At 59.5% G+C, this 12,677-nt stretch carries 10 protein-coding genes; 5 read left to right on the forward strand and 5 right to left on the reverse strand.

Annotated features, from left to right (window positions below):
- The first annotated feature begins 669 nt into the window (after positions 1–669).
- Together M0D69_RS33005 and M0D69_RS33010 are read left to right on the forward strand one after the other, a co-directional pair.
- Positions 670–810 carry a hypothetical protein gene (locus tag M0D69_RS33005; RefSeq protein WP_160312457.1) on the forward strand — a complete coding sequence of 47 codons (141 nt, stop codon included), beginning with the start codon at positions 670–672 and terminating at the stop codon, positions 808–810.
- 102 nt (positions 811–912) lie between these two features.
- Complete coding sequence (locus M0D69_RS33010) at positions 913–1,365, forward strand: GDP-mannose mannosyl hydrolase (protein WP_301786045.1); 453 nt, start codon at positions 913–915, stop codon at positions 1,363–1,365.
- A 244-nt stretch (positions 1,366–1,609) separates the two neighbouring features.
- Here M0D69_RS33010 and galU (M0D69_RS33015) read toward each other — a convergent pair whose 3' ends face one another.
- Positions 1,610–2,542 carry a UTP--glucose-1-phosphate uridylyltransferase GalU gene (gene galU / locus M0D69_RS33015; RefSeq protein ID WP_301786035.1) on the reverse strand — a complete coding sequence of 311 codons (933 nt, stop codon included), beginning with the start codon at positions 2,540–2,542 and terminating at the stop codon, positions 1,610–1,612.
- 432 nt (positions 2,543–2,974) lie between these two features.
- On the opposite strand from galU (M0D69_RS33015), the gene M0D69_RS33020 reads away from it, so the two are divergent.
- Together M0D69_RS33020 and M0D69_RS33025 are read left to right on the forward strand one after the other, a co-directional pair.
- Complete coding sequence (locus M0D69_RS33020) at positions 2,975–3,985, forward strand: GlxA family transcriptional regulator (protein ID WP_301786036.1); 1,011 nt, start codon at positions 2,975–2,977, stop codon at positions 3,983–3,985.
- A gap of 108 nt (positions 3,986–4,093) precedes the next feature.
- Complete coding sequence (locus tag M0D69_RS33025; protein ID WP_301786037.1) at positions 4,094–4,684, forward strand: phosphatase PAP2 family protein; 591 nt, start codon at positions 4,094–4,096, stop codon at positions 4,682–4,684.
- Positions 4,685–4,728: 44 nt separating this feature from the next.
- On the opposite strand, the gene galU (M0D69_RS33030) is transcribed toward M0D69_RS33025, so the two are convergent.
- On the reverse strand, positions 4,729–5,652 hold the full coding sequence (gene galU, locus M0D69_RS33030; RefSeq protein WP_301786038.1) for a UTP--glucose-1-phosphate uridylyltransferase GalU: 924 nt from the start codon (positions 5,650–5,652) through the stop codon (positions 4,729–4,731).
- A gap of 266 nt (positions 5,653–5,918) precedes the next feature.
- Positions 5,919–6,206, reverse strand: a complete 288-nt coding sequence (locus tag M0D69_RS33035; protein WP_301786046.1) for a hypothetical protein — start codon at positions 6,204–6,206, stop codon at positions 5,919–5,921.
- Between the two features lie 126 nt (positions 6,207–6,332).
- On the opposite strand from M0D69_RS33035, the gene M0D69_RS33040 reads away from it, so the two are divergent.
- Positions 6,333–7,511, forward strand: a complete 1,179-nt coding sequence (locus M0D69_RS33040; RefSeq protein ID WP_301786039.1) for an acyltransferase — start codon at positions 6,333–6,335, stop codon at positions 7,509–7,511.
- A gap of 529 nt (positions 7,512–8,040) precedes the next feature.
- Here M0D69_RS33040 and M0D69_RS33045 read toward each other — a convergent pair.
- Positions 8,041–10,548, reverse strand: coding sequence for a glycosyltransferase family 4 protein (locus M0D69_RS33045; protein ID WP_301786040.1), 2,508 nt, complete (start codon positions 10,546–10,548; stop codon positions 8,041–8,043).
- Between the two features lie 10 nt (positions 10,549–10,558).
- Complete coding sequence (locus M0D69_RS33050) at positions 10,559–12,058, reverse strand: flippase (RefSeq protein ID WP_301786041.1); 1,500 nt, start codon at positions 12,056–12,058, stop codon at positions 10,559–10,561.
- Between the last annotated feature and the right edge of the window lie 619 nt (positions 12,059–12,677).

Consider the following 12,677-nt stretch of genomic DNA (forward strand, 5'->3'; position numbering starts at 1 on the left):
TCCTCACAGCGTTTGAAGACCTCATCGGACTTTTGCGAAAACTCCGACAGATTCGACTTTTCCGCACGCTTCACATTCGCTATCCATGACGACGGCAGCAGGCAACGCATCGCTTGGCCCGAGACCTGCTTGAGTCATCTGATCCGCATAGGCAGCTACGCCTTGGCACATTCGTTCGTGCCAAAACGCAGATCGTTGTGCAATGCAATTTTTAGGGCAGTGGCGAAGACCACTGCAATCGCCATGAATCGACATGAACAAGGGCATGCCACCGCATCCTCAGGCAGCCTGCTTTTCGCCTCGACACTCGGCTGCCTGACCGTGCTAAGCGCTTGCCCGCCTGAGACGGTCCACGACAACACTGTGGAGACGAAGCCTGACTGGCCGCGCAATCGAAGCGCACTTACCTTATAAAGCAGCCGCCGCTTTCTTCCTGCCTCGCTCTCCCCTGCCTTTGAGGCACCCGCAAGGCCGCTCGAGGACTATTCCTTCGATTGGCTTCCAAACGCGATCTTTCGGCGTAATAAGCCAGTTCAAAGCCGATACGGCAGCGATGACCCCGCGCTAAACTGACTCATCTGCATAAAATGCCGACGCAGTGAACGAAGCCACGCAAACATTGCTTGTCTGGCCGGAAACACAGCGATCGAAAGCACACTCGGAACCATCATGGACGGCCTGCGCTGGACGGCAATCATTGCCGTCGCAATGCTCGGCGGTGGGTTGGCAGTTTGCGCGCTGATCGCCCTCGTGGTGCTTTTCATAGGCCACGCTGCCGCGCGCTTATTCAATAACGATGACCATGACTGAGGTACCACGAGCGTGACAGATCTCTCTTCGTTTTCGTCAGTTGCCGCTACCGCGCAACAGGCCGAGCTGCTCAAGAAAGCGCCGCCGCCCAACGAATCCGCGATCCTCGATGACGCGGATTTCCTCCATGCCATTCGCCTCACGCCGCTTGTGTCCATCGACCTGATCGTGACCGATGGCAACCGCCGCGTGTTGCTCGGACAACGTCGCAACCGGCCCGCGCAGGACATGTGGTTCGTGCCGGGCGGCCGGGTCCGCAAAGGTGAAACGCTCGATACGGCGTTCACGCGCGTGGTCCGCGACGAACTCGGCATAGCCAGCGTCCAGCGCTCGTCGTCGCGTCTGTTCGGCGTGTTCGAGCACTACTACGACGATAACTTCGCGGGTGTCCCGGACATCGCCACGCATTATGTCGCGCTCGCTTATTCGATCATGCTGAGCGGGTCGGTGCCTATCGGGCGCTTTGATCAGCACAGCGACTATGCATGGCTGATGCCGGCCGAAGTGCTGACCCGCGACGACGTGCACTCGAACGCAAAAGCGTACTTCCGTTGAAGCATATGGCGGCTCTATAAGAGGCTCGAAAAGCGGCTCAATGAGCCGCTTTTTCATATGTTGAGCGAAAAAAAGCCCGCTCATGGCGGGCTAAAGACCATAGCGCACACCGGGGGGCTAGCGCTACTTACAACGCGGTTCATGCTGCAATTCAAACCCTGTTCAGCTTGGTCGCCAGATGTGTCTGCAGCTAACACCGGTCCGGCGCATTCACCGATTCATGCTCATGGAACCGCTCACGAAATCAGCCGATCAACTCCGGTGTCTCGTCGAGCGGTTCGTCACTCGTCACCGGTACGCTGTTGCGGCTCGCGAGAAACGCGCGCAAGTAAGCTTCAAATGGCTTCGCCACTTCCGGATGACGCAGTGCAAACTCCACCGTGGCCTTCAGATAACCAAGCTTGCTGCCGCAATCGAAGCGTTTGCCCTTGTACCGGTAAGCCAGCACCTGTTCGTGAGCCAGCAACGCCTGGATCGCATCGGTCAACTGGATCTCGCCGCCCGCACCAGGCTTCTGCGTGCGCAGATGCTGGAAGATGCGCGGCATCAGCACATAGCGTCCGACCACGCCAAGATTGGAAGGCGCCAACGCCGGTTCGGGCTTCTCCACCACACGCGCCATCTTGAAGAGCCGTTCATCCCACTGCCGGCCATCGATCACGCCATACGAACCCGACTCGCTCGGATCGATCTCTTCGACGCCCAGCACCGACGAGTGATAGCGGTTGAAGACCTCCACCATCTGCGCCATCACGGGCGGCTCGCCATCGAGCAGATCGTCGGCAAGCAGGACGGCAAAGGGTTCGTCATCGATCAGCTTTTCCGCGCACAGCACCGCATGACCGAGTCCGAGCGGCTCCGCCTGGCGCACATAGACACAGTTGACGTGCGACGGTTTGATGTTGCGCACGAGGTCGAGCAGCGCGTGTTTGCCGCGTGCCTCGAGCTCGGATTCAATTTCGTATGACTTATCGAAGTGATCTTCAATCGCACGTTTGCCGCGGCCCGTGACGAAGATCATTTCCGTGATGCCCGCCGCGACCGCCTCTTCCACCGCATGCTGGATCAGCGGTTTATCGACGATGGGCAGCATTTCTTTCGGACTTGCCTTGGTAGCAGGAAGAAAGCGCGTGCCGAGTCCTGCAACGGGAAACACCGCCTTGCGTACCTTGAGCATGTCCGACCCCTTGTTTTTTTGTCCGGCGCTCGATAACGGGCCAGGATTTCTAGTCAATGCGGCCTTTTTGAACGCCTCATGTGATGCGTTACAGCGACCGGTGACGGTTTTATTCATCACTGAGGGTCAGCTTATTACTTGAATATCGAAACCATCTGCCAACATCTCGTTCTTTTCAGACGACTGGCATGACGCTTCAATGGCGCCGCGTATAGTGCGACGCATACGAGATCAATCCCCACCGCTCGCACCGACACCGGAGACAAGTTGATGGGACACGCCAATGGTATGAGCCGGCTGCAAATTGTGCGATTACCGACCGCAGAATCCGCGTCGGCGCATGATGCATCCCGCTCGAACAGGCACGGACCCGCGCATGAAACCTCATCGGGCGACGCGCACGATTCAGGATCCGGGTCAGCAGACGAAGCCATGCAAGAAGCCATGCATGAAGCCCTACAGGAAGGCAAGGCCGCGCCCAAACGGATCGGCATTCTGATATTCGAGGACTTCTCGCTGGTCGAGGTGAGTTCGATATCGGAAGTGTTTTCGCTCGCCAACGAAATTTACGCGATGTCCGATTCCGCGGCCGTCAAGTCGGGCGCGGCACCAGATTACGCGTTGCTGTTCTTGTCGAGCGATGGCGGCAGCGTTGCCAGCAGTTGCTCCATGCGCATCTGGACCGAGAGTCTGGACACGCGCTGGATGAGCGATTGCGACGCCCTGTTCATCGCGGGCGGGGAAGGCGCGCAGCGCGCGAAACTGGACACGCAGTTGCTCAGGCGGCTGAGCCGGGTTGCGCCGAAGATATCGTTCGTGAAGGCTATTGGCGAGGGCTCGCAGATCCTCGCGGCGGCCAATCTTTCACTGCAGAACCGCGCGCCCGACTTCGAGGACCCGGCGGCGGCGTCCGCCTTGACGAGTTCGCTGTTCATCGCCGAGCAGACGCTGACGCTCGACGATCCCAAGGGTCCGATCGCGGCGGCGTTGTCGATCATCAAGCGCGATTACGGTCCGGCGGTGGCGCGGGAAGTATCGGAGCGTTCCATTCCGGGTGCGTGGCCGAAGCTGTCCGCCGTGCTCGACGATACCGACGTGGGTGGTGTCCGTCAGAAGATCGACGCCGCGGCACGATGGATGCGCGAAAATTACATCCGGCCGATTTCGATTGCCGATGCCGCGCGCGTGGCGGCAATGAGCGAGCGCAATTTCCTGCGGCGCTTCAAGGCGCAGATCGGATTGACGCCCTCGGAGTATTTGTTGCGGGCGCGGCTGGATGCGAGCTGCATGCTGCTCGCCGCAACCGATCTTCCCGTCGACAAGATCGCGCGTCGATGCGGCGCCGGCAGCGGCGACGGCTTAGCTAAAATATTCCGCAAGCGCCTGTCCATTTCACCGACCGAATACCGGCTGGCCGGGCGCAGGAAAGCCGCAGAGGAGTGATGGCGTTACGAGGGTAACAACAGGTGTGGCAGCAGCGTCAGGCACAGCGCAAGAAGCGCAGCGGCGACGATTCCAGTCGCGGCTAAGCGCGCGCTTTTCGGGGGGCGTATGACGAGTACGACGGTTTTAAGTTGGATCACCAATTTCGGCGATGCGGGTTTGACCATTCCCGTTGCAGCCGGATGTGCGTTGTGGCTGAGCACGACTGACAAGCGTGAAGCGCTGGTCTGGATTGGCGCGTTGCTGGGTGCGTTGGTGCTGGTCGGCGTGAACAAGGTCCTCTACGCGGGTTGCGGCGTTGAAATTCGCTCGCTCGATTTCCGCGTGATCAGCGGCCACACCATGCTGACATCGGCGGTGTGGGGCGTGACGTTCGGCTTGCTTGCGGGAAGCAGGAGCGTGAAGTGGTATCGGCTGGGCGCTGCGGCAGGGTTGGGACTGGGTGCGCTGATCGGCTTCTGTCGGGTCGTGCAGGACGCACATACGCCGATTGAAGTGGTGGCCGGGTGGTTCCTGGGCGGCGGCATTGCGTTGTTTTTCCTGCGGCGCTTTTTCAAACAGCCGCGCAGGATGCCCGGATCGATCTTTGCAGGGTTGGGTTTGCTTGCGGTGTCGACGATTGCCTATGGGCATCACGCGCCGATTCAGCAGATGCTCGTGGCGTACTCGCCGTGGTTATGCCGGTGGTTTGATTTCTGACGGATCGCGCGCGCCAGAGTTGATGCTGGCACGCGCGAAATACCTTAGAGCGGCTCGATCAACTCGGGTTGTTCGACAGCCGCGGCCTCGGGAAACAACGCTGGCAGGCACTCACGCAGGTACGCCTCGAAGTCTGCACGCACTTCGGGGTGCTGCAACGCAAGTTGCACCGTTGCCTTTAAATATCCGATCTTGCTGCCGCAATCAAAGCGCGTGCCGTAATACCGGTACGCCAGCACTTGCTCCACCGCCAGCAACGACGCAATCGCATCGGTCAATTGAATCTCGCCGCCACTGCCCGGCCGCGTATTGCGCAGATGCGTGAAAATGCCCGGCATGAATACATAACGCCCCACTACACCCAGATTCGATGGCGCCAAGGCCGGCTGCGGCTTCTCCACGATGCCCGACAGCTTGATGATGTCCTCTTCCCACTCGCGTCCTTCAATCACGCCATACGAGGCACTGTCGATCCGGCTGATCCGCTCCACACCAATCACCGAGCTATGGTAGTGATTGAACACATCGACCAGTTGCTTCATGACCGGCTCTTTGCTGTGCAGCAAGTCGTCGGCAAGGATCACAGCGAACGGGTTCTCGCCAATCAGCTTCTCCGCGCACAGCACAGCGTGGCCGAGGCCGAGCGCTTCGGCCTGACGAACGTAGAAGCAGTCCACGTTCGCGGGCTTGATCTTGCGCACGACTTCGAGCAACGCTGCCTTGCCACGCGCTTCGAGTTCCGCTTCGATCTCATACGATTTGTCGAAGTGATCTTCAATCGCACGCTTGCTGCGGCCCGTCACGAATATCATTTCCGTGATTCCAGCCGCGATCGCCTCTTCGACCGCGTACTGGATCAGCGGTTTATCGACGACGGGAAGCATTTCCTTTGGGCTCGCTTTTGTCGCGGGCAGGAACCGGGTGCCGAGTCCCGCGACAGGAAATACGGCTTTGGTGACTTTCAGCATCGCACGCGCTTCCTAAAATGCCTGCAAATTAATGCACGAACGCCCGTTCGTGCGGTGTCCAACACATTGGATTCGCATTCATTCAAAATTTTCTATCACGGTGCCGATTTCCATCGATAGCCGGTTTTGAAAACGTAAAATAAATTGCTGCATCGCAAAGCGGCGTGTCGGATACCCCGGATCCAGCAACGGCGCGGGGCTGATCGATCATCGGAAAAAAATATTCATCCGCCTGCCGCGGCGCAGCACGATCGTTCGTGAAACGTTTATTCCTGGTCGTCCAAATGCGGGAAACGAATGCCCGAGGCGTTCAGTTTCGACATGGGATCGTTACGCAGCGCATCTCGATAAGCAGAGACCGCGGCGAGAATCAACAGAACAGCAATACCGGCAAACGCGTGCATGTCCATGGCGTACCCCTGTTTTTGAATGGTCTGAAATGAAGTTAGCAGAAAAAAATCGGTAAATAATTGCCGAATAAATTCGTTACCTTTCGAACAGATCAAAGGGACGTTTTTGCTCATCATGCGCAAGACAAGGTGTTTGCCACGCATATTTTTCCATTATTTGCAGGACTAATATGGAAGTTGCCTAGCGCGCCACTTCGTACGCTGAAGTAAGGCGCCACAAGGCCGGGAATCCCCTCCGGCCTTCATTCAAATCTGGACACGAGGTCTTCAATGAGCGATTCGTCCCTGCTCGATCCGGCCGGTTCCTCCCTGCAGTTACCGCTCGAACGCGCAGCCGCTGTGAGCATCGACGACCGGGATGTCGCCATCAACGCGTGGCGCGGTTTCGCGGCATTACTGGTCGCTTATTTTCACTGCCGCCAGATCACGTGGATCGGCATACAGCAATTCCATAAAACCGGGGCCAGGTTCGACCTCAACACGGTTTTCAGCTACCTCACCTTTCCAATTGCTTGGGGTTCGGCCGGCGTGCCGATCTTCTTCGTGATCAGCGGTTACTGCATTCATCGAGGAACGGCGCGCAAGCTGCTCGCCAATCCCGCCGCGCCCTTCGATACGGGCAACTTCCTGATGCGCCGTTTTGCGCGGATCTATCCGGTGCTGCTTGCGGCGCTGGTGCTGACGTATGTGCTGGACACGTTCAGTCTTGGCTTCACGCCGGTCAGCCCCAAGATCGGCACGGCGGATCTGCATTTGTTCATCGTGAACCTGCTCTCGCTGCAAGGCGTGGCCGGTGGCACGTTCGGATCGAACGGGGCGTTGTGGACGCTGTCGCTCGAAGTGCAGTTCTATCTCGTGTATCCGTTGCTGATTGCACTGCGCCGGCGGATCGGGATGAAGGCGGTGCTGGTTAGCGTCGGCATCGTCAATGTGATTTCGGCGCTCGTGTTCGAGCGGCATGAGATTGTGTTGTTCGCGTCGTACTGGTTCTCGTGGACGCTTGGCGCGTGGATCGCCGAAGCGAAAGCTGCGCCGGATGCAGTCAAGATGCCCAAGGGGTCGATGAAGCTGAAGATCGCGGCCGTGGTGGTTGCGGTGATCGGCTGCGGCGCGTTCAAGCTCGGGCAATATCTGGCGTTCCAGTTCTGGGCGCTGGCGTTCGCGCTCTATCTGTTCCAGGTGTTGGATAAACCGATGCGTAATTCATTACCCGTGCGCGGTTTTTCGTGGCTCGGCGAGTTCAGCTTCTCGCTGTATATCGTGCATATTCCGATCCTTATCCTGCTGGGATCGGTGCTGTTTCACTCGGCGCTGCAAACTACGATCTGGGCGTCGTTTGCCTTCATGGTCGTGCCGATTGCCGTGGCGTTCGTGTTCTACATGTTGGTCGAACGCCCGGCGATGAACTGGTCGGCAAGTCTTAAGCGGCGTCAGTCTGCTACGGCTTAAAGCACCTGGCGGGTTTGTGCGCAGCAGGAGTTAGGCGACCCGGTCGCCGCGCTCCTGTACCTTGCAGACTTTCCGCCCGATAAGTTGCTCACGGTCGAGCAAGTGCTAACGCTGATCCCCATTTAAATATCCACCCGAAGACGCGGCGTTCGAAGCGCACGCTTCCCGCCCGGCGTGCGCTTGTCCGCTAGGTCTGTCTTCTGGCGCGTCGATGTTATCCGCGCGTTGGCGCAAAGCCCTTGATGCAAACCCCTTGAAAGTCACCACCCGCGCGCCCGTCTGTTTATTGAGATGGGCGCGCGGGCCATGCGGGCCTTTCTTCATCAATAGTGGCGGGTCTTATGCCGCGTTGCTGGCGATATCGTCGTTAGCGGGTTGCTGCTCAAACCGCTGTTCCCACGCACAGTGGCTAACAGTGGCTAGCAGTGGTAAAGAAAACAGCCAACTCACGCGGACCACTAACACCGAAAGCGGCAACCCAGCACGACCCTCCAACCATCGGCGCCAGCGGCCCCCGGCAACCGCTTGGCTACCCCCGTTTCAACCGCGACTTCCCAGCGACATCGGAGAGAATCTTTTCGACGCTTTCCACATACCGTTCCGTACCGAAGCGACTGATCGCGTTGGCATAACCCTGCTCGACCAGCCGGTTGCGCAAACCAACATCGGCCGACAGTTCGCCCAGCGCGCCGGCGAGTGCGTGGACATCGCCGGGCGTGCACAGAATGCCGTTCTCGCGATCTTCAACAATATCCGTCACACCACCCGCACGCGCCGCCACGATCGGCCGCTTCGCCAGCATGCCCTCGATAATCACCCGACCGAACGGCTCCGGGCTGATGGACGTATGTGCGACGACATCGACGGCTTTCATGCACGCCGCGATGTCATGCTGGAAGCCTAAGAAATGCACGCGATCGGCAAGACCGTGTTCGAGCACGTAGGCACGCAATTCCGCCTCGTAGGCGTCCTCGCCGAATAGCGCCGCGCCTACCAGCACGGCATGCATCTCGGGCGCCTGCAGCAGCGCTTCAAGCAGGATGTGCTGCCCTTTCCAGCGCGCGAGCCGGCTAAACGAGCCCACCAGAAACGCGTCCTGCGGCAAACCGAATCGCGTCCGCAGTTCGTGCTGCGCGACCGATTCCAGCTCGGTGAACGGCTCGGCTGAAATGCCGTTGAACACCACATCCAGCCGCTCTTCTTTCAAGCGCGTCAACGCGGTAAGTGCGACGGCGGAGGCCGTCGAGTTCGCGATCACGCGTTCGAGCATGAGCTTCGTGCACCACTTGATGATGGTGAGCTGGGTCTTGCCGAAATGCTCCTTGCTGACGATATCGCGCAGATGCCACACCACCGGGCGCCGCGAGATCAGCCCCGCGATCGCACCGACCACCATCGCGCGCTGCGTGTTCACGTAGATCACATCGGAGTTGCGTGACTTTTCCAGCGTGCCGCGCACGAGGCTCATCACGCCGCCGATCATGCCCGCGCCCGGCCGCTTCAAGCCGCCTTCCTTGCTCACGCCGCCGAGCGCAGCGCCGTCGAGCACATCGACTTTGATCCCTACCGCTTCGAGTGCGATGCGAAACGGACCGTCGTCGAACAACACGGTCTCGTTGGTGCCGCGCATGTTCTTCATCACCTCGAGCAACGATAGTTCCGCGCCACCGAGCACACCGCTTTGATCGACGGCGAGCACACGCATTGAGTCGGCCGCCTTGTGCTCTTCATCTTGCTTTGAAGGCTCAGCCTTGAGCGCACGCTCGACCGGCACCGGCGGCAACGCTGGCGGTGCAAGCGTGAACTGCGGCGCGATGCTTTGTACATACGCGCGCAGCCCATCGCGGAAATGCTTGATCGAGAAACGCTCGGCATTCGCGCGGCAATCCGCGGGATTGACCTTCACCACGCCGAGTTCGAAACCTTCCACCGCTTCGATGATCGCGCCGGTTGTCTGTTCGTCGAAGAAGAGCCCAGTCGGGCGCGCGTGCGAACTATCGAGCACCGTCTCCAGCGCGCCGCCCTTGCCGTACGCGATCACCGGCGTACCGCACGCCTGCGCCTCGACCACCGAAATGCCGAAGTCCTCTTCGGCCGCGAACACGAACGCCTTCGCGCGCCGCATCTTGTCCTGCAGGACCGCGAACGGCTGATAGCCCATGATCTCGACATTCGGCGTGGCCTTGCCGCGGATCTTGCGCATGTCGGGGCCATCGCCGATTACGACCAGCTTGCGCTCCGGCATCTTCGCGAACGCCTCCACGATCAAGTCGATCTTCTTGTACGGCACCATGCGCGACGCTGTCAGATAGAAGTCCTCTTTCACCTCGCAAAGCTGGAACGCTTCGACATCGACGGGCGGGAAGATCACGTGTGAATCGCGGTGATAGACCTTGTTGATCCGCCGCGCGATGAACGCCGAATTCGCGATGAAATGATCCACCGAATTCGATGTCCGGATGTCCCAGTTGCGCATGTAGTGCAGCACGAGACGCGCAAGCAACGACTTCACGCCCGCGGTCAGATTCGATTGCTGCAAGTACTGATGTTGCAGATCCCATGCATAACGAATGGGTGAATGCACATAGCTCACGTGGATCTGGTCGGGGCCGGTCAGCACACCCTTGGCGACAGCGTGACTGCTCGAAATGACGAGGTCATAGCCCGATACATCGAGCTGTTCGATCGCGAGCGGCATCAGCGGCAGATACGAGCGGTAGCGTTTTTTCGCCTGCGGCAGCTTCTGGATGAACGAGGTCGTGACCGTCTTGCCGCGCATCCACGCGCGCTCATCCATGAAGTCGACGACGCTGAAAAGATCGGCATCGGGGAAACACATGACGATCTGTTCAAGCACCTTCTCGGCGCCTGCAAAAGCGACGAGCCAGTCGTGCACGATCGCCACGCGCGGTACACGTTGCGCGACTCTTGCGCGGTGCATGGGCGGAGTGCTCTGCGCAGCCGGCGGGGGTAGATCGGCGGGCTCGAGGTTCACTCGCACCGGGTCGATGACCGCTTCATCGAGATCATGTCTCATGCGACTCTCCTCACCTTAAAACCGTGGATTTCACGCGCCGTTTAAGGCGCACATTCAACTCATGAACGAGGCTTCGCGCCATGGAGCGCAACGCGGGCCGCGTGAGAAGGGAGCAGCCTGCGTTCAGGCCCGCGATAACAAACGCCGCTGCGATCGACTCCAGGGGGTACGCGATCGGATCGACGACAAACGCCACGCCCAGGCTTGCGACCAGGAATGCGAGGTGCATCAGCATGTCGGCGGCGATCGGCCGGGCATGGAGTCGCGAGATCCAGAGCAACAGGGCATAGTCGGCCAGCGAGCGCAGCACGACGACCGCGGCCGCGCCGATAGGGCCGAAGTGGGCGATGCCGAACCACAGCGCCGTTACGAAGAACGGCAGTTGGACCAGGCCGATGCGCGCGGCCGTGGCAGGATTGATCTGCGACTGGATCATGATGCGCGTGACGCTTGCTTGCCCGACGAGCCACACGCCGATGATCAGGACACGTCCCACCGGCGCACTGGCGATGGCGATCTCCTGCCCCACCCAGAGATGCAGGAATGGCGCGAGCACGAGCACGGCGAAGAGCGCGATTGGCGTGAATATGCCGTTGAGGAATTCGAGTGATTGCCGGACCATGGCGTCGGCGTCATCGCGTTTGACTGCGGACAGACGCGGGAACAAGGTGCGAACGAGTGCGTTCGGCAGCATGTTCAGGCGGGTGACGAGGTTCTGCGGCACCGTGTAATACGTGACGAAGCGTGCGCCGAGATTCGCGCCCAGGAGGATGCGGTCGAGTGAGTCCGTGATCATGCTGGAGATGGTTGCGACCAGCATCCAGCCGCCGAACTTAAACAGGCCGCCTGCTACGTGGAGCTGCGGCCATTCGATGCGTTTGATGTCGAGTACCTTGAAGCTTGCGCGTGCGAGCAGAATGACGGCGAGCACGCGTGCGAGCACGGCGGCGGCGAGTACGGTTTGCAGGTTCGGTGCGATTTTCCAGGCCGCGGCGAGCGGCAGCAACTGGAACAGGAAGGTGCCGATGGTTTGATTGGTGTTGTAGATACCGAAGCGTTCGACGCCGTTGATTGCGCCGGCGCAGACCCATGAGACGTTGGCGATGGGGATGGCTAGCGCGAGCCACGGCAGTGCGTGATAGACCTCGCGTTGCATGGCTGGCGATGAATGTGCGACGTAGGCGGTGTAGGCGAAAGCGCCGAAGTAGATGAGGACGCCGCCGACAATGCCGGTGCCGAGGTTCAGCCAGATGGCGCTCCAGAACACGCGCGAGCGGGCTTCGGGGTCATTGGCGGCGTGGGCCTTTGAGATCTGGTGTTGAGCGGCCATGCCCATGCCGAGATCGAGAATGCCGAAGTAGCCGATGAGCGTCCAGACGAGGCTGATCACGCCGTAGCGCTCGACGCCGACGAGATGGATGTATGCAGGCACGGTGATCAACGAGACGAAGGTAGGTAGTACCAGTCCCGAGAAGTTGATCGCCATGTTTTTCACCATCGATTTTTCCATCGTTCGCACTCGTTCTTAGGGGTTTGTTCGCATTTGGGGTTTTGGGTGATCAGGGGTGGTGCTGGTCTGGTTCGTTCGGGCGTAGTGGTCGGAGTTAATGCCGGGTTGCTGCTGCTTAGGCCTGCGGTCGTTATATGTTGGATGTTTTCTCTATCACTGTTAGCCACTGTGCGTGGCGGCACTTCCTTTCTTTTTCCAACGGCGAAAAAGAAACAGAAGCAAAGAAAACGCCTCTCAAGAATCGGCAAGTTAGCGTCCCCAAGCGTGCACGCTGGGAGTTTTTGGCACCTGGTAGTACGGTGCTCGCCAGACTCACCGATCTTTGAACCCCGACCTCTCCGAACACCGATACCCACACGCTTCGCCACCGGTGACTGAACCTGCCACAGGTTCACCCCGCGCTATCCGCGTACAACCACCCACCAAACTGAGCTCGCAGTCCGCACAGCAAAACCAACAACCAGCAATAAACAAATCAACGCGCCGAGCAAGAGCAAGTGATCAGTCAACCAACACGTGAGGCCGTCATGGGCCGTGGACTGCGGTACTTGCCCGAGCGCGTAAGGGGCGAAGCGTGTTCGTGTCAGGATTCGCGAGAAGGAGGGGTTCAAACATCCTT

The organism is Caballeronia sp. SEWSISQ10-4 2 (assembly GCF_030464885.1).
Classification (GTDB): Bacteria; Pseudomonadota; Gammaproteobacteria; order Burkholderiales; family Burkholderiaceae; genus Caballeronia.